Annotated in this window: 16 protein-coding genes; 10 read left to right on the top strand and 6 right to left on the bottom strand. The window is 62.4% G+C overall.

The genetic code is table 11. The features are described 5' to 3' along the window. Positions 1-76: 76 nt before the first annotated feature. Positions 77-1555, top strand: coding sequence for a CoA-acylating methylmalonate-semialdehyde dehydrogenase (locus ACV7GQ_RS19750; protein ID WP_470313388.1), 1479 nt, complete (start codon positions 77-79; stop codon positions 1553-1555). 242 nt (positions 1556-1797) lie between these two features. Further along, complete coding sequence (locus ACV7GQ_RS19745; protein ID WP_470313387.1) at positions 1798-2184, top strand: ACT domain-containing protein; 387 nt, start codon at positions 1798-1800, stop codon at positions 2182-2184. 78 nt (positions 2185-2262) lie between these two features. On the opposite strand, the gene ACV7GQ_RS19740 is transcribed toward ACV7GQ_RS19745, so the two are convergent. Then, entirely contained in the window at positions 2263-2985 is a 723-nt protein-coding gene (locus tag ACV7GQ_RS19740) for a fumarylacetoacetate hydrolase family protein (protein WP_470313386.1), read from the bottom strand. Positions 2986-3143: 158 nt separating this feature from the next. On the opposite strand from ACV7GQ_RS19740, the gene ACV7GQ_RS19735 reads away from it, so the two are divergent. Beyond that, on the top strand, positions 3144-3464 hold the full coding sequence (locus tag ACV7GQ_RS19735; protein WP_470313385.1) for a DUF5783 family protein: 321 nt from the start codon (positions 3144-3146) through the stop codon (positions 3462-3464). A 152-nt stretch (positions 3465-3616) separates the two neighbouring features. Here the strand turns inward: ACV7GQ_RS19735 and ACV7GQ_RS19730 are convergent, their stop codons facing one another. Then, positions 3617-4885, bottom strand: coding sequence for an endonuclease/exonuclease/phosphatase family protein (locus tag ACV7GQ_RS19730; protein WP_470313384.1), 1269 nt, complete (start codon positions 4883-4885; stop codon positions 3617-3619). Between the two features lie 233 nt (positions 4886-5118). After that, positions 5119-5361 (bottom strand): DUF7123 family protein, encoded by a 243-nt coding sequence (locus ACV7GQ_RS19725; protein WP_470313383.1) that lies wholly within the window; start codon positions 5359-5361, stop codon positions 5119-5121. Positions 5362-5560: 199 nt separating this feature from the next. Here ACV7GQ_RS19725 and ACV7GQ_RS19720 point away from each other — a divergent pair, with 199 nt between their 5' ends. Further along, a complete protein-coding gene (locus ACV7GQ_RS19720; RefSeq protein ID WP_470313382.1) occupies positions 5561-6571 on the top strand; it encodes a DUF7504 family protein in 1011 nt (336 codons plus the stop codon). 103 nt (positions 6572-6674) lie between these two features. Continuing rightward, positions 6675-7034: a group I truncated hemoglobin gene (locus tag ACV7GQ_RS19715; RefSeq protein ID WP_470313624.1), complete on the top strand. Its 360-nt coding sequence runs from the start codon at positions 6675-6677 to the stop codon at positions 7032-7034. Between the two features lie 459 nt (positions 7035-7493). On the opposite strand, the gene ACV7GQ_RS19710 is transcribed toward ACV7GQ_RS19715, so the two are convergent. Then, positions 7494-8921, bottom strand: a complete 1428-nt coding sequence (locus ACV7GQ_RS19710; protein WP_470313381.1) for a DUF3179 domain-containing (seleno)protein — start codon at positions 8919-8921, stop codon at positions 7494-7496. Between the two features lie 101 nt (positions 8922-9022). Between ACV7GQ_RS19710 and ACV7GQ_RS19705 the strand changes: the two genes are divergently transcribed. From ACV7GQ_RS19705 to ACV7GQ_RS19685, 5 genes are all read left to right on the top strand, one after another. After that, entirely contained in the window at positions 9023-12100 is a 3078-nt protein-coding gene (locus ACV7GQ_RS19705) for an FAD-binding and (Fe-S)-binding domain-containing protein (RefSeq protein ID WP_470313380.1), read from the top strand. 118 nt (positions 12101-12218) lie between these two features. Then, a complete protein-coding gene (locus tag ACV7GQ_RS19700) occupies positions 12219-13718 on the top strand; it encodes an aldehyde dehydrogenase family protein (protein WP_470313379.1) in 1500 nt (499 codons plus the stop codon). A 1-nt stretch (position 13719) separates the two neighbouring features. Beyond that, the gene (locus tag ACV7GQ_RS19695) at positions 13720-14607 is read left to right on the top strand and encodes an SDR family oxidoreductase (RefSeq protein ID WP_470313378.1); all 888 of its coding nucleotides are present in this window, start codon (positions 13720-13722) and stop codon (positions 14605-14607) included. Between the two features lie 82 nt (positions 14608-14689). After that, the gene (locus tag ACV7GQ_RS19690; protein WP_470313377.1) at positions 14690-15568 is read left to right on the top strand and encodes a fumarylacetoacetate hydrolase family protein; all 879 of its coding nucleotides are present in this window, start codon (positions 14690-14692) and stop codon (positions 15566-15568) included. Between the two features lie 133 nt (positions 15569-15701). Continuing rightward, positions 15702-16406: an ABC transporter ATP-binding protein gene (locus tag ACV7GQ_RS19685; protein ID WP_470313376.1), complete on the top strand. Its 705-nt coding sequence runs from the start codon at positions 15702-15704 to the stop codon at positions 16404-16406. 68 nt (positions 16407-16474) lie between these two features. On the opposite strand, the gene ACV7GQ_RS19680 is transcribed toward ACV7GQ_RS19685, so the two are convergent. Then, a complete protein-coding gene (locus ACV7GQ_RS19680; RefSeq protein WP_470313375.1) occupies positions 16475-17554 on the bottom strand; it encodes a branched-chain amino acid ABC transporter permease in 1080 nt (359 codons plus the stop codon). Next, positions 17551-18432 (bottom strand): branched-chain amino acid ABC transporter permease, encoded by an 882-nt coding sequence (locus ACV7GQ_RS19675; protein ID WP_470313374.1) that lies wholly within the window; start codon positions 18430-18432, stop codon positions 17551-17553. The genes ACV7GQ_RS19680 and ACV7GQ_RS19675 overlap by 4 nt, the downstream gene beginning before the upstream one ends. Between the last annotated feature and the right edge of the window lie 4 nt (positions 18433-18436).

The raw sequence follows: 18436 nt of genomic DNA, 5'->3' as shown, positions 1-18436 counted from the left end.
TCAATTCAGCTAAATGACGACGATTGATCTTGGTGGTGGGGTTATCCTTACAATCAGTGCGTGAGAAGCACATCAAATGACACGCAGCCACCATCTGACAGAGGCGGGCGAACTGCAGAATTACGTGGGGGGCGAATGGCGAGACCCGGACGCAACTGACGCGCAACTCGTCCGGAACCCCGCGACAGGGGAGCGCCTCACTGAAGTCCCGTTCAGCAGCGCGGCCGAAGTCGACGATACCGTCCAGCAAGCACTCGATGCCTTCGCGGAGTGGCGGTCGAGACCCGTCGAGGAGCGCATCCAGCCACTCTTCCGATACAAGCAGCTGCTGGAAGAACGGCAGGACGAGCTCGCCGAGACACTCGTGCGTGAACACGGGAAGACGCTCTCGGAGGCGCGAGGTGAACTCCGCCGCGGTATCGAGAACGTCGAGGTCGCCTGTGGCATCCCTTCGATGATGCAGGCTGGCCACCTCCCCAACGCGGCTGTGGACATAGACGAGACGGCTGTTCGCCGACCGCTGGGTGTATTTGCGGCAATCACACCGTTCAACTTCCCCGGGATGATTCCGCTGTGGTTCCTTCCTTACGCCGTCGCGACGGGAAACGCCTTCATCCTCAAGCCGAGCGAGCGGGATCCACTTACCCCCACCCACCTCGTTGACCTCGCAGCCGAGGCCGGCTTCCCGGACGGTGTCGTCAACCTCGTCCACGGCGGCGCCGACACCGTGACCGCGCTTCTCGAACACCAGGACGTCGCCGGAATCTCCTTCGTGGGTTCCACTCCAGTCGCGCGTCACGTGTACGAGACGGCCGCGGCATCTGGCAAACGGGTTCAGGCGCAGGGCGGGGCGAAAAACCACGTTATAGTCAGTGACAGCGCTGATCTCGCGTTCGCCGCCGAGAAGACCCTCGCCTCGGCGTGTGCCTGCGGCGGCGAGCGCTGTCTCGCCAACGACGTCGTCCTGGTTCAGGACTCCGTCTACGACCACTTCGCGGAACAGCTGGTCGAGCGAGCCGCGGGCATGACTGTCGGCAATGGCCTCAGTGAACCTGATATGGGTGCTCTCATCTCACCCGAACACGAGCAGTCGGTCCGTGACTACGTCCAGACGGGTATCGACGAGGGGGCGACGGTCCTGCTTGACCGTCGTGACGTCACCGTCGAAGGCCACGAGGATGGCAACTGGATGGGGCCGGTCGTGCTCGGCGACGTCAGCGCAGACATGGTCGTCGCACAGGAGGAGATCTTCGGCCCTGTCGTAGCACTCGATGCCTACGACACCTTCGAGGACGCAATCGCTCGCCTGAACACCAGTGACTTCGGGAACGCTGCGTCCCTGTTCACCGACCGCGGGAGCGAGGCCGCTCAGTTCCGACACGACGCCGAAGCAGGCAACCTCGCAGTGAATGCAGGGACTGCTGCGCCGATGGCCTTCTTCCACTTTGGCGGGACGAAAGACTCCTTTTTCGGCGACCTACACGCCCAGGGCGAAGACATGATTCACTTCTACACCGACAAGCACGTCTATATCGAGCGGTGGCCCGATACGTAGCGAGCGAATCCGTCATCTGCGGATGGGTGTGAGGAACAGTCCAGTATGGAAGTCCACCCGCTACGGCTCGTCTGTATGTCTCACTGTTTCCACCAGTGTTTCGACACCCCCAGTAGTATGATTGCTGGGAGTCGCCCTGCTATCGGTTGTCGGCTGCCTCCTCGAGCATGAAGGTCGCGGTATCCGCCTCGTATCGCCCCTGGACGGTACCCTCTACTAATCAGGGGGCAAACAACCAGCGTATGGATCCGAACGATGTCCTCGACGGTGCCGACGTCATCGTCGCAGACGGGATGTACGCGATCTGCCGAACCGACGAGCCAGACCCGGATGCGTTTGCGACGGTACAGGACGACGCCGAGACCACTGTCGTCGTGGACGAAGCCAGTCCGACCGTGGCGGAGGCCCTCGAGGTAGATAGCGGTTGGAAACGACTGACATTCGACGTGACACTACCGTTTGACCTCGTCGGCTTCTTGGCGGTTGTCGCCTCGGCCTTGGCCGACGCCGACGTATCGGTATTCGTCGTCTCCGCGTACTCGACAGACCACGTCCTGGTGGACGCGTCGGACCTCGAGAGCGCCATCCAGACGCTCCGTGACTTAGGCTGTGAGGTCCACCGCGAGTGATCGGGCGCTTCGAGAGCGCTTCCTTACAGCGGTAGCGAGGCGAAAGCCCACCCCTTTAGGGGTGGGAGGAGGTCAAGCTCAGGAACGGGACTCGACGACCGTGTTCCTGAGCGTGCCGACACCCTCGTACGTTATCTCGATTGTGTCACCGGGCTCAACAGTACCCGGATTCGCGGGACTACCGAAGGCGATAGCGTCGCCGGGTCGGAGCGTGAACCGTCGCGAGAGGAACGACACAATCTCGTAGGGGTCGAACAACATCAGTTCGGTGTTCGCAGACTGTCGGGTCTCGCCGTCGATGACCGTCTCCATATCGATGCCTCGGGGGTCGAGATCGGTCTCTAACCACGGCCCGAGCGGTCCCGAGGTGTCGAAGGCCTTTCGCGCGGTGCGGCCCTGTTGGTCGAGCGCGTCCACGTCGTTCATCACGGTGTACCCACGGACGATGTCGGGTACCTCGTCGGCCTCGACGTTCCGGCAGCGTTCGTCGACGACGGCGACGAGTTCGCCCGCGTAGGTGAGTTCGTCAGTCCAGTCCGGGTACCGAATCGGCTGTTCTGGCCCGACCAGCGATGCCGGCGGTTTGATGAAGAAGTCCGGTTCGTCCGGTCGCTCGTAGTCCATCTGCTCTAACGTCTCGGCGAAGTTCCGGCCGACGCAGTACAGCGCAGACGGCGAACATGGGTAGGTCAGCTCGCCGTCGCGGCCGACGACGTACTCGCCCTCGTCCGTCGTCACGACACCGTCGTCGTACCGGCCGCTGACTACACCCTCGGGGGTCTGCAAGCGTGCGAGTCTCATATCGGTGGTGTGGCGACTGGACGGAAAGAGTTACTGAAACAAAGCGGATTCACCGGGTACTATGTGAAAGAACGGCATCCTGATTTTGGAAACCAAGTGAAGGTTTCGATAGAGCAATCGCACAACGCTTTATCCTCGGGGGTGACCACTGGTCGACGATGACCGAGTTCGACCCGGCGAAGTTCGACGAGAAGTACGTCCACTACTTCGAGGAGTTGGAGACAGCCTACTCGAATGCTTACCAGACCTTGCACGGTCAGTACGACTCCGAGGTCCTCAGGGCTGTCGACCGGCAGGTCCTCAGCGAGAGCGAACCGGTCTACGATGGCGACGGTGAGTTCAGTGTCAGGCTGCCCGAGGATGTCGACCAGCGCGTAGCGTCCCTACCGGGTGACGAAGCGACAGTCGAAACCGTACTCGACGAATTCACCGACAATATCGAACGCGAACTGCGTCGTATGTTCACATTCCAGACGTGACTCCGACATGGTATAGCTAAATAGTATAGCCAACCAACTCATCTGGACAGCTATACCAGATGCCTGCGTGACGATACCCGCGCCCGTGGTCATCGAGAGCTCGAAGAGGCTACAGAATCGGCACCGCAACGAGGACAGGTACTGGAAGGATATCACTCCCGACGCGACCGTGCGAGGATACCCACCACCAGCCCAGCGAGAGCCGCGGCCACCCCCATCCCCGGTCCAGATCCACCTACTGTCGTCTCCAGTGACTCGGCGGTCGAGGAGTCCGTATCGGGGACCGCCGAGTCACTCTCGGTGACCGAGCGAGGCGCTTCCGTCGTCGTCGGAGCGGGCGTTCCAGACGGCGTCGCCGCAGTCACTTCGAACGTCGCGACCACGCCAGCGTGGTCCGAGGGCCATACGCTGACTGTCTCATCGTCGCGTGAGACTTCGAAACGGGCGCTCGGTTCGTGACCGACTCGTCGGACCGCCGTCGGCCGAAGTCCACCCCGGTAGAGGACGGCATCGATTCGGCGAGTCAATTGCGACTCTTCGTTGCGCAAATCCGTTGCCTGACAGCAGGTGTACCCGTCCGCATCGGGCCGGCGGACGGCGTAAGCGTCGTCGAACGACATAGTGAGGCGGTCGTAGGTCTGTGTTGGCCCCCCTGGACCGCTGTTGAAGTCACCACAGAGGACGACAGGCCGGTCCGAGGGAAGACTGGCGAGTAGCTCCTTAGCCTGGGAGAGACGGAACAACTGGGTCACCGACTCCAGATGAGTCGAGACGGCTGTGAACTGACCGTCGCCCACACGCACTGTCGCGGCACAGAAACCGCGACGGAGGACGACTCGCTCGTCACTTTCCGGTATTGGGAATTCGAGCGCAGCGTCGAAGGTATCCGTCACCACAGACTCAACTGGGACGTCGCTACGGACGAGCAAGACATCCCTGTCCGTGACACGGACGTCGACAGTCCCTCCGTCGGTGGCCGCGGGGAGTTCGATGTCAGTCGTGACGGTCTCGGCGGCGACGTCGTAGTTGAGGCCGCGCTCAGAGAGCGCCGTCGTGATCTCTGATAGTATGTCGACGATAACAGCCGTTGCCGGTTTCTGATTCTCAGAGTCGTAATCACTCGACTGCTGGGTCCGGAACACTGCTGCCTCTTGGAGTGCGACCACGTCAGCGTCGGCCGCGTCAACCTCTCCTGCGACCGCCTCGGCACGGGCCTCGTACACCGACGGGTCGACTTCATCGAGGAGTTGTCCGGCGATACGCTCGACGTCTGATCGCGACTCTGCATCGAGGAGCCGCGACAGATCGACGCCGAGCGAGACGTTCCGTGTCAGGACAGTCGGGGTCGACAGAGACACCGAATCTGCCGAGCCGGTGCCTACTGACGCGAGACAAGCCGTGAGGCCGGCCGTCGAACGCAACACGGTCCGCCGGGAGGGTCGCAACCGACTAGCTTCGCGGGATACCATACGCTACTTCTGGGTACGCGACTGGTGACAAAGTATTGTACCCCTGTAACCGAGTTCGCGTCTCTCGCCGACCTGACCGACCGGTATCGTACTGACCGACAGATACCATCGGCGCCGTGGGTACGACGTCCTCGCTTCGATCCGGACCGGCGGGTCTGTCAGTTAGTTGGACGCCCGACATCGTTTCAGAGCTCTACTTGCCAGGTTGTCGATGTCGAGTACCCCCACTTCTCGACCGCAACGTCGTACTCACCCGCTTCGATGACAGCCATGTTCGTACCGACCTCTTTCGCAGACAACCCGAGGTCTCGGCCGATGAGGCGTGACTTGAAATATGTCTCCGTGTCGGCGTTCGATTTCAGGTACTCGAGAATCCGTTGCTGTTTCTCGGTAAGCGACTCGTCGCCTCCTTCGACTGCCGAGGTCATGGCTCAGTCGGCACGTCGGGAGAGGCACCGTTAGTTACGGACTCTCTAGTGAGCAGTAGACACCTTGAGACGGACTACATCAAGATTGTTCGTTTCTAGCTTGTTGCTCTGTATTTCCGGTCGGTTCTCTGCAATCAAATTTCAAATGGTGGCTGTCATCGTGGAAATGCTTTTACGGTTAGATAAATTAGCAAGCCCAATGACGTTCGACCGGGGAGACATAGCGGAGTATCTCACCGGCGCGACATCGGTCCTCCTTCTCGCACCTGCAGACAGTGAACCCGACGATGACGCGTGCATCGACCTGCTGACAGCGACGCCGCGGTCGGAGACGAACGTGCTAAGCGTGACGACTGACGTCTCTCCCGAGCAACGACTCTCTGTCTGGCAACGACACGTCGAGGATGGAACCCCGAAACGAGCGACTATCGTGGACGCCCGTTCGGGCGTCTCGAGAGCGCCAGAGTCCCGTTCACCTCCCGTGACGGAAGGGGTCGATATCGAGACACTGGTCGCCCAAACGGACCTACTGGACCTGGGAATGGCAATCGCCAGGTACCTCGGTGCATGGGAACAGACAGACCTGCCGACCCGAGTCTGTGTACATTCGGTGACGGCGTTGTTAGAGCGGTTCGATACCCGAGATGTCATCACGCTGGTCACTGGGCTGAACGAGCTGGCTGCTGGTCACGATGTCTGCATCCACTATCACGTCGACGCTGAAACCTGTGACGAGGCAACCCTGATGATGTTACGGCCACTCGTGGATGCGGTGGTGGAGCGTGACGGTGACGGGTGGATAGTCGTGGATGGGACAGATGCCGACCAGCGGCCAATGTTCCGCCAGACGGTGGCACTGCCGGCCGACAAATCCGACGCCGTGTCACTTCGATACTCCTTCGACACCGTGTTGGCACTCTTGTCGGCACCGGTACGGCGGACGGTGCTCTACCACCTCAAAGACCGAGAGGCAGGGACGATTCCACTCGACACGTTGGTGGAGGAAGTACACCGACGGGCGACGGCAGTACCGGGTCGAGACGTCCCGTCACGAGAGCGACTCAAGAAACTGCTCGTCCACAACCACTTGCCACGGTTGAGTGATGCGGGCGTCGTCGAGTTCGACCGTGCCGACCGTAGCGTGCATTACGAACCGAACCCCGCACTGGTGTCATGTCTCCACTATTTCGAGACGCTGGAACTCGGGTGACGGACGAGCGCCCCACCGAGTGATGGGGGGCGTTGACACAAATCAAACGAATTTGTTCGGAACTGTCTTTTTCCGGCTCCTCCCGGAAGACTCCACCGCGACAATGGATGGAACCATCTACGACGAGATAGGCGGTCGCGAGGCGGTCGAAGCGGTCGTTACGGACTTCTACGACGCGGTACTCGATGACGAACGGCTCGTCGAGTACTTCGAGGACCAGGACATGTCGGAGCTACGCGCTCATCAGATTCAGTTCCTCAGTTCGGTCACGGGCGGCCCGGTCGACTACACCGGCGACGATATGCGGGAGGCACACGCCCATCTAGACCTCGACGAGCGTGATTTCCGCGCGGTGGCCGAGCATCTGGAATCCGCGCTGCGGGACAACGGTGTCGACGACGCGGCGGTCGAAAAGATTCTCTCCGAGGTCGCGGAGCTGAAAGCACCAGTCCTCGATCAGTAGCGCTGTCTCGGGTCGGCGTCTTTTATTCCCGACCTTGCTCTACCCGCCGTGATACGGCAGTCTCGTGGCACTCGCAGAAGCTTCACTAGCGGTCCAGACCGATAGTTGAGCGTCTGCTGCTCCAGTCGTCGGACTGTTCCACCAGTCGATGTGCCGAATCGAGCCCCATACCAGGTGACTCTCAGGGACAGAGCATGCGTAGCTGCTAGTGCAAAGACACAGCCGAGTACGAGATACAAGTCTGAAATCACACCTCTCCTCCTCTCGCGGGCAGATACAACTCATCTACGGACCTGTAAATTTATGCTTAAAATAGGAACTTGTACTACTACTTACGACCTGACTGAACCTACTTCTGTTCAAACCGCATTCGTTCACCGCTCTATAGGGTTTGGACCGATGCAGATGCCCAAAACTGGAGATGAGAGCCAAAAAACGGCTCTCATCTCAGAAGACCGGTCATTCGAGGATGTGTACGGTCTCGTAATGTGTTCGGAACGCGAACCACAGACCGTGACGGCCGGCGATTCGGTCTTTAGCCGCGCCGTCGGCCCGCAGCGCATTCCGTTCGACGACCCACTGTCTCCCCTCGTCGTCGACGATGCCGTCTGCAGTTCGCTCGACGGGGGCCGGTGGGGATTCGTAGACTGCCACGTCGCCCGTAGCATCGAGGAACGCGACGACGTCCTGTCCGTCGACAGTCCCCGTCAGGACGTCGTCAGTATCGAGGTCGTCGACCGGGACGACCCACACCGAGTCGGGCTCACTCCCGGTGATACCGTACACTGAGGCCTTCTCGGGGAGCCGGCCGTCTGCGCTCTGGACGCCGGGTTGGACGATTTCCTCCCTGTTCCAGTAATGTTCGAAGAAACCGATGTTTCCGTCGTAGAAGGAATAATCGTAATCGTAGCCGGTATCGAGGTCTAGTGCGAGTGTGTCTGGATACTCGGCGTGCCAGTCCGCCCAGGTGGTCTGTGTGACGGCGAACTGATCGAGGAACAGCCCGGAATCACGTTCCAGGTAGGGCCCGCCGATGGGGGTACCGCTGTGCTGGTCCCACAGGGTCTCGGTCTCCTCGTCGTACATCACCTTGTTGCCCGACAGCAACATGCCGGAGCTTCCGAAGGTCAGCGTCTCCGCTCCGACGCGCCGGTCGTAGAGAATCGGGGCGTTGCACAGCGTGCAGTAAGTGAGGCTCACTGGAACGCCGGAGAGAGTGGCATTCAGAAGTTCGTGTGGGAAGAGCACCCACCGTGGGACGGCGTAGGCGGTTCCGTCGAGTTCGAAGCCGAAGACCGTGTCGTCCGCCTCAAGATATCTCTCCTGTTCGCCGCCGCTCCCCGCAGCGTCTACGGCCTCGCCCGGGACGAAGTCTGGGGCGTTCAGCGCGGCGAGGAACGACCGGTCACAGTTCCCCCAGCGGATAGCCTGCAGGTCGAAGTCCCGTGGGCCACAGTCCAGTAGGCCGCCGACAGGTGGGAGGTAGGACCGGTAGAGGCGGAGTTTCCAGTCGTCGAAGCCAGCCAACGGGTCGATGTCCTGCTGGGAGTACCACGACTCCCACTCGACCCACGCGTGGTCGGAGTCGAAGTCCGGGTCGGCCAACGCCGCCAGCGCATCGCGGACACCGGGCCAACGGACTTCCGGGAGGTCGAGGTACCGCGGTGGGTCGCGCTCTCTGAGAACGGCGGGGAACCCGAACTCGCCCCAGTCGTTCCCGATTGCGTCGATGACGAGGACTTCGAGGAGGTGCGGGACTACACGTCGGTCCCCTACTTCCGCGAGTCGTTCGATAGCTTCGGCGTGGGCGTCGGCATCTCTCACGAGGAGGCGATTCACCAGAGTTTGTAACTGCTCGTCAGACGACGCCGTCTCTCTCTCGGTCACGATGTGGAACGACGAGGGGGACGATAAAAACTGTACTGCCGCGACAGCCGGTGCAGCAACAACGGGGGGATTAAGTGACTGGTTCACACAGGTCGGGGTACATGCGCGACGACGATAGCGACGCCGCCACAGACGGTGGTGTCCAATTCGCCCCAACGGCGAGCGACGAGCGAGCGGACTACGACTACGTCGGTGGCTCTGTCGAACGGCCGGGTCTTGTCTCAGACCTCGAAACGAGAATTGACGGCGAAGTTCGGTTCGACACCTACACTCGACAGTTGTATGCGACAGATGCCAGCGCCTACGAAGTGACTCCCATCGGTGTCGTCTTCCCCACCTCGACGGCGGAGGCGGCCAACGTCGTCTCCTACTGCGCCGAGCGTGAGATACCAGTCCTGCCGCGAGGCGGGGGGACGAGTCTCGCGGGCCAGACGGTCAACGAAGCAGTCGTATTGGACTTCACACGACACATGAATGGCGTGCAATCGCTGGATCCCGAGGCCCGCGAAGCCCGCGTACAGGCCGGGACTGTCCTCGCCGACCTCAACGACGAGGCCGCCGAGTACGGCCTGACTTTCGGACCGGACCCCGCTGCGGGCAACCGAAGCGCAATCGGTGGCGCCATCGGCAACAATTCGACTGGCGCCCACTCGCTCGTCTACGAGAAGACCGACCACTACGTGGAGAGCTGCGAGGTGGTCCTCGCTGACGGCACCGTCACCACGTTCGGCGAGGTCGCGGTCGAGGAACTCCGGGACAGTGCAGACCCCGACGGCGAAGACCTCGAAGCACGTATCGCCGCCGGTGTCCTGTCGCTCCTCGATGAACACGCCGACGAGATAGACGAACGCTATCCCGAACTCAAACGTAACGTCTCCGGTTACAACCTCGACCGGTTGGTCGCCGAGTACGAAGGTGAGTACGGGGAGGCAGGAACTGTCAACCTCGCCCGTCTGCTCGCCGGCAGCGAGGGGACCCTCGGCATCGTCACCGAAGCGACCGTCTCGCTCGAACCGCTCCCAGAGACGAAATCGGTCGCCCTGTTGACCTACGACAGCGTGGTCGAGGCGGTCAGTGACGTCCGACACGTCCTCGAGCACGACCCCGCGGCGGTCGAACTCATCGACGACGTACTCATCGACCTCGCGTCCGACACGACGGAGTTCGCCGACGTGGCAGCGAAACTCCCCGACCGGACGCGGGCCGCGCTGCTGGTGGAGTTCTACGCCGAGGACGACCAACACGGCCGTGACCAGGTGACCGAGTTGCTGGCCGACCGGGTTCTAGGTGGCGAGAGCGACGGTAAAGATGTTGGCGACGACCAATACGCGTTCGATGCCTTGGAGGCGTACGACGCCGACGAGCGCAAAGAGATTTGGAAGCTTCGCAAGTCGGGACTCCCGATTTTGCTCGGGCGGACGAGCGACGCAAAGCACATCAGCTTCCTCGAGGACTGTGCCATCCCGCCGGAACACCTTCCGGAGTTCGTGAGCGAATTCCAGGACGTACTGGAAGCGAACGATACGTTCGCCTCGTTCTACGCCCACGCCGGCCCAGGCGTGTTACACGTCAGGCCCCTCGTGAACACGAAGTCCCAGACCGACCTCGACGCGATGGAGAGCATCGGTGAGGCCGTCACCGACCTCGTCGTGGAGTTCGGTGGCTCTGTCTCCGGCGAGCACGGTGACGGGCGTGCACGCACCCAGTGGAACCGCAAGCTGTACGGCGAGCGACTGTGGGGGGCGTTCCGCGACTTGAAGACCGCGTTCGACCCCGACTGGCTCCTCAATCCGGGCCAGGTCTGTGGCGACGTCTCGCTGACCGAGAACCTGCGTTTCGACCCCGACTACGAGTTCGACGCCGGGTTCGACTCGGCGCTCGAGTGGGACAACGAGAACGGGATGCAGGGGATGGTCGAACTCTGTCACGGCTGTGGGGGCTGTCGCACCCAGCAGTCCGAGGGGGGCGTGATGTGCCCGACTTTCCGGGCTGCCGACGAAGAAGTCACGTCCACACGGGGCCGGGCGAATATGCTTCGGCAGGCGATGAGCGGTGACCTGCCCGACGACCCCACCGACGACGAGTTCGTCTCCGAGGTCATGGACCTCTGTATCGGCTGTAAGGGCTGTGCTCACGACTGTCCGAGCGAGGTGGACATGGCGAAACTCAAGACGGAAGTCGAACACGCTCATCACCAGGAACACGGAGCCGGCCTCCGCGAACGGGTGTTCGCCAACGTAGACACACTGGCCCGCCTCGGGAGTGCCCTCGCCCCCGTCTCGAACCTCGGTCCGAAGCTACCGGGTGCGCGGGCGATAATGGAGAAATCGCTCGGCATCGCCCGCGAGCGCTCGCTCCCGACCTTCGAACGTGAGAGCCTGCAGGACTGGTTCGAGTCACGTGGGCCACAGGTCACGGAGACCGAGGCAGACCGCAAGGCCGTCCTGTTCCCGGATACGTACACGAACTTCAGCCACCCCGAAGTGGGGAAGGCTGCAATCCGGGTCCTCGAAGCGGCCGGCGTCCACGTCGACGTGGCCGACGTGACCGACAGCGGTCGGCCCGCGTACTCCAAGGGTTTCGTCGACGCCACCCGCGAGACGGCTCGCGAGGCCGTCGACGCGCTGATTCCTCGCGTCTCGGAGGGATGGGACGTCGTCGTGGTCGAACCCAGCGACGCGGTGATGCTCCAGTCTGACTACCTGGATCTGCTCTCGGGTGGGGACGTCGAGACACTCGCGGGCAGCAGTTACGGGGTTTGTGAGTACCTCGACACGTTCCGACTGGACGACGAACTGTCGGTCGACGCCCCCCGACGCTCGATGGCTTACCACGGGCACTGTCATCAGAAAGCTACGCGGAAAGACCACCACGCAGTTGGTGTCTTGCGTCGGGTCGGCTACGAAGTCGACCCGCTCGATTCGGGCTGTTGTGGCATGGCCGGCAGTTTCGGCTACGAGGCCGAACACCACGCGATGAGCATGGCTATCGGTGACACACTCGAGGGACAGGTGACCGAAAGCGAGGCGGGGACAGTCGTCGCGCCTGGAGCGTCCTGTCGGACACAACTCGCGGATCTCGACGTCGAAACTGACGGCGCGTTCGCCGGGGTCGACAGGGACGGACCTCCGACGCCGATCGAAGCGATAGACGCGGCACTGTCTGGTGGCCGTCGGTAAGTCGACGCTCAGAATCGACTGTTCGAGTAGTGAGCCGTTCCTGCGGAGGTTTGGTCAGTGGTGGCCACTGACATCGGTGTTACCAAACTTTCATACTCTGTTCGCCGTATGTGAGCGTATGGCGCAGGACAGCCTATCCCGGTATAGTATCGACGCCGACTGGAGTTCGCTCTACATCGGTGGTGAGTGGCGTGCGAGCGACAGCGGAGACACGATCGCCGTGGCGGACCCATCCACACGTGAGACGGTCACGGAGGTGCCACGTGCCAACGAGACCGACGTCGACGCGGCCTACGAGTCGGCTGCGCAGGCCCAGACCGAGTGGGCACAGACACCGCCGGCACGCCGTGAAGAACTCGTCCAGAACCTCCTGCAGACGATGGACGAACACAGCGAGGCGATCGTCGACCTCCTGGCGACGGAAGCCGGGCAAATAGAGGGGATGGGCGAGACGTCAGTTCACCTCGCCGAAGACCAGATTGCGGAGGCCGCGACACTGCCTCGACGGATGAAGGGTGAGCACGCCGCCTCGAACATCCCCGGTAAAGAGAACGTCGTGCAACGCGAGCCACAGGGCGTCGTGACGGTCATCTCGCCATGGAACTTCCCACTGAACCTCTCGGCACGCGCCATCGTTCCCGCCGTCGCCGCGGGGAACACCGTCGTCGTCAAACCCGCGACCAACACGCCGATAGTGGGTGGTCTCCTGTTCGCTCGACTGTTCGAGGACGCGGGTTTCCCCGACGGAGTCATCAACGTCGTCACCGGTCGGGGCTCAGAAATCGGCGACGCCGTCGCCAGTCACGACCAGAGCGACGTCGTCGCGTTCACCGGATCGACCGAAGTGGGTCGGCGCGTCGCCGCCGCGGCCGGCGAGAACCTCGCCGAAGCCGCGATGGAACTCGGTGGCAACAACGCTCACATCGTCACCGACGATGCCGACCTCGAGCAGGCCGTAAACGCCGGCGTCTTCGGGTCGTTCGCCCATCAGGGACAGGTCTGTATCTCCATCAACCGTCACCTCGTCCACGAGGACGTCTACGACGAGTACGTCGAGAAGATAGCCGAGCGCGCGGAGAACCTGCCGGCCGGGAGCGCTCACGACCACGTCGTCGTCGGTCCCATCATCGACGAGTCACAGCGGGACGAGATTCTGGACTACGTCGAGCGGACCATCGACGCCGGAGCGACCCTCGAGACCGGCGGCGGTACGGTCGAGCTCGACGACGTCGAGGACTCGCTGGTCGTCGAACCGACCGTGCTCTCGGACGTGACCAACGACATGGCTGCCGCGTGCAACGAGCACTTCGGTCCGGTGGTCCCGGTCATCCCCTTCTCGGACGTCGACGAGGCCGTCGAACTCGCGAACGATACAGAGTTCGGCCTCTCCGGGTCGGTTCACGCCGGGGACGTGGGCGCAGGCAAGCGCATCGCCCAGCGGATGGAGACCGGGATGGTCCACGTCAACGACCAGCCGATAAACGACGAGGCTCACGTGCCGTTCAGCGGGACCGGTGCGTCCGGTGTCGGTGGCTACAACACCGAGGCCTTCCTCGACGAGGTGACCGAGAAGAAGTGGATCTCCCTCCAGCACGAGGACCGCGAGTTCCCGTTCTGAGATGTTGGACGAGACGGTCTGTATCGTCGCCGGTGGGGGGAACGGCCTCGGTGAGGCGGCGGCCCACGAACTCGCCGACAACGGCGCGACTGTCGTGGTAAACGACCGCGGGACCTCCGTCTCGGGTGAGGGGAGCGATGCGGCCGTCGCCGAGCGTGTCGCGGCCGATATCCGCGAGGCCGGTGGGGCGGCGACGGCCCACTACGGCGACGTGAGTGACTTCGAGTACGCAGACAGGCTCGTCGAGGAGACGGTCGACGAGCACGGCCGGCTCGACTTCGTCGCGAACTTCGCGGGCATCCTTCGGGACGGAATGAGCTACAAACTCGACCCCGAGGACTGGACGGCAGTCGTCGAGACCAACCTCACCGGCCAGTTCGCACCGCTCCGTGCAGCGTGTGGCCACTGGCGAGACACTGGTGAGGACGGTTTCGACCGGCAGCGGTCGTACCTCGCTGTCAGCGCCGGGGCCGCTCGCGGGAACCTCGGACAGGCCAACTACGCCGCCGCGAAAGCGGGTATCCTCGGGATGGTCCGATCGGTGTCGACTGAGATGTACCGCTCCGACGTTCGGGTCAATGCTCTCGTTCCGAACGGCTACACACGAATGACCGAGACGGTCCCAGAAGAACACCGGCCGTATACCCCCCAGGAGATGCCGCCGGAGAAGGTAGCGCCGATGGTCGCCTATCTCGCCAGTGAGGCTGCCGAAGACGTGACTGGGTGTACGCTCTACGCTGGCGGCGACCGCGTTGGTGTGTTCTCGGACCCAGCTATGGAAGCCGTCGGGGTCGAACCGGGCGGCTGGACACTCGAGTCGCTGGCCGAGCACTTCCGCGAGGACGTGGCCCAGGACTCTGACCTGACTCGAACGGACGCACATTTCTGAGTACGGGATAACTCCTCGTTGGCCACACAGTCCGTCGGACAGAAAGGCATCTTTTATCACGGTTTCCGTCGATGTTTCGTCCATGCGATTCGTTCGCTACGACGACGACCAGCTAGGCCTGCTCACAGACGACGGTACCGGCGTCATCGCGCTGAACGACCGTCTCGGTATCGAAGCGGACGACCCACTCGTCGAGTATATCGAGGGTGACTACGACGCCAGTGAGTACGAGGAGGCTGACGCCGATCACGACGTCGCCGACGTAGATGTCGGCTCGCCAGTCGGCCGACCGGGGAAGGTAATCGCCGCGCCGCTGAACTACGAGAACCACATCGAAGAGGCACTATCGGACCGTGACATCACCACCGACGAGTGGTTCTCGATTAAAGACAAGGGCTACTTCCTCAAGGCGCCCTCCAGCGTCGTCGGCCCCGACCACGGCATCGAGCTGCCGTTCACTGATCGACGGACCGATCACGAGATAGAACTCGCGTTCGTCATGGAGGGTGACATCAAAGACGTCCCCGCCGAAGAGGCGTGGGACCACATCTTCGGGTACACCATCCTGCTGGACATCTCGCTCCGCGGCGATCAGGACCGCTCGAACCGGAAGTCCTACGATACGTTTACCGTCATCGGACCATGTGTGACGACGGCCGACGACATCGAGGACCCCCAGGACCTCCAGATGGAACTGCATCTCAACGGCGAGCGTCGGCAGTACGAGAACACCGGCGACATGGTGTATACCTGTGCCGACATCGTCCAGTACGCCTCACTGGGCGCCACGCTAGAGACGGGTGACGTCATCACTACCGGGACGCCAGAGGGCGTCAGCGAACTCTCCGACGGCGACACCATCGACGCCGAGATCGAGTCCATCGGCTCGATGACTGTCGACGTTACCGAACGCGACGTAAGCTACGCCGAGGCCGACGTACAGAAAGGCGGTCAGGAGTAAGGCCACGAGCGACCGCGCTCGGCTCATACCACTTCTTCGCGGTTCCCGACCCCACAAGCCGCGCCGCCGTCGCCGACCGACTTTTGGAGAGGGGTAGGCTTAAGAAAGCAGACCACGAACGACGTGGTAATCGATGGCACTCCTTGAAGTCGACTCGATAGACGCGTCGTACGGGAACGTACAGGTACTGTGGGACGTCAGTCTCTCCGTCGAGAAAGGCGAGACGGTCGCACTGCTCGGTGCGAACGGTGCCGGGAAGACGACCACGCTGAAGACAATCTGTGGCGACCTCTCTCCGACTGCCGGCGAGGTCCGGTTCCGAGGCGAGAACATCGGCGACATGCCGTTCGAGGAAGTCGTCAAGGAGGGTATCGCGCACGTCCCAGAGGGCCGTGAGATATTCACGGATAGCAGTATCCGCGAGAACCTCGAACTCGGTGCGTACGTCGATCGCAGTAAGATGGACGAACGTCTGGAGACAGTGTACGACATCTTCCCGCGACTCGAGGAACGGGCCGACCAGCGCGCTGGCACACTCTCCGGCGGCGAACAGCAGATGCTCGCCATCGGTCGTGGCCTGATGAGTGACCCAGACCTGCTCTTGCTCGACGAGGCGAGTCTCGGCCTCGCGCCGGTCCTCGTCGACGACGTGTTCGAGGCTATCGAGCGCATCAACGAGCAAGGGACGACCGTCCTCCTAGTCGAGCAGGACATCTACAACGCGCTCCGGGTGGCGGACCGCGGGTACGTCATCAAGACGGGACGAATGACACTCTCCGGGACCGCCGCGGAACTGGCACAGGATGAACGCGTCGAGGAATCGTACCTCGGCGCCTGAGTCTCAGCGCGCACAGAATCCCACTGCGTTTTCGTCGGTGCGATGCCGAAAAGAGTGAGCGCGCCCACTCAATCCTCGTCGCTGACCACGTCTGGATCCGCTCCGGGTGTCGATTCTCCGGATTGCGGGGCCGCCGACGCACCGCCTCTGCCGACGTCGGTGATGAGGTAGTCCTCCGCGAGACCGTACAGTCCCTGTGGGAGGAAGATGATGAACAGGATGATCAGCACGCCCTCGATGGTGGTCGCGATGCTCCCGACGATAGCGGCCAGCCCAGTGTCGAGAAGGAGGAACAGTGCTGAACCGAGGATCGGGCCTGCGAACGTACCCATCCCGCCGAGGATGACGATGACGAGGGAGTCGATCGTCCACGTCACTGCGAGCGTCGATTCTGGGTTGATGTACAGCGTGTAGTGCCCGTAGAGGCCGCCTGCCAGTCCGGCGAAGAACGAGGACACCACGAAGGCATACATCTTGTACTTCAGCGGATTGACGCCGAGGGTGCTCGCGGCTTCCTCGTCGTCGTGGATTGCTTTCATGCCGAGGCCACCCGCACCGCGGACGATACGGTAGGTCACTGCGATCGTAAGCACCGTCGCGACGAGCGTCAATAGGAACATCACGTCCCCGTGCCCGACGAACTCGTTGATCGCGAGATCGCCCTGGACGTAGTAGCCGGTCGAGCCACCGGTCAGCGACCGTTGGTCAAGCATCACCAGTTCGATGACCGCCGCCAATGCCAAGGTCCCGATGGCGAAGTAGTGGCCACTGAGTCGGAAGATGATAGGGCCGATTACCAGCGCGATGAGCGCGGCGGCCACACCTCCGACGACCACGGCGACCAGTATCGGGAGCTGTATCGACGCCGGGAACCCCGCTGCAGAGGGTGTGGTAAGCCACGCGGCGACGAACGCGCCCATGCCGAAGAACGCAGCGTGTCCCAGCGAAATCTGTCCTGCATACCCCGCGAGCAGGTTCCACGAGACGCCGAGCATCACGAACACGAGTCCGGTGAGTATGAGGCCGGTCAGCGCGTCCGTCGTGACGAACGGAACCGCCAGTAGTGCCACCATCACCACGCCGATGAGGGCCTGCAGGCGTCGGTTCGCGAGCAGCGGTTCTTCGGGATGCCGTTCGAGGAAGCTCACTCACCACCACCTCCGCTCCCGAACAGACCCTCGGGTTTGAGTAGCAACACACCGAGGAAGATGAGCAGACTCACGACGTTACGATACCCGCCGCCGAGGTACAGGGCGCCGAGGTTCTCGGAGACACCGAGGATGACGCCCCCGACGAGTGTCCCGAGGATGCTCCCGACCCCGCCCAGCACTACGACGGCGAACGCCTTCAGCAGGTACGACCAGCCGACGAAGGGGTTGATCGGGAACAGCATCGAGAGCAACGCGCCGGCCGCACCGGCCAGTGCTGTGCCGATACCGAGCGTGATGATGTAGATCCGGTCGGTGTCGATGCCCATGTATCGGGCCGCGGTCCGATTCTGTGCCGTCGCACGGATCGCCTGCCCCGTCTTGGTGTACTGCAGGAAGGCCCACGTCGCACCGATGAGGACGACGGCGACGACGAACGTCACTGTCCGAGGCAGAGAGAGGAAGGCGAACCCGAGGTTGATACCGTCACCGGGGATGCCGAGGTCGGCCGTCCGGGCGTCACCACCCAGCACGAGCTGACCGATGTTCTGGAGTATCAACGCGAGACCGAACAACACGATGATGGGTTGTTCGATCCCCTCGCCGACCACGTGCTTCAACAGCACCTTCTGGAGGACGATTCCGAGGACGAACAGCAACCCCATGGCGATGAACATCCCCACCAGGGGTGTGATGCCAGTCGCTGCGAACGCCAGGATAGCGACGTACGCCCCCACCATCAGCATGTGCCCGTGCGCGAGGTTCACGATGTCCATGATACCGAACACGAGCGACAGACCAAGCGCTGCGACGGCGTAGATACCCCCCAGCAGTATCCCGTTGACAATCGACTGTGAGACGAGTTCGCCAGCTACCATGTGT

The sequence above is a fragment of the Haloarcula sp. MBLA0163 genome (assembly GCF_055632435.1).
This window is presented reverse-complemented; position numbering and strand designations above follow the sequence as displayed.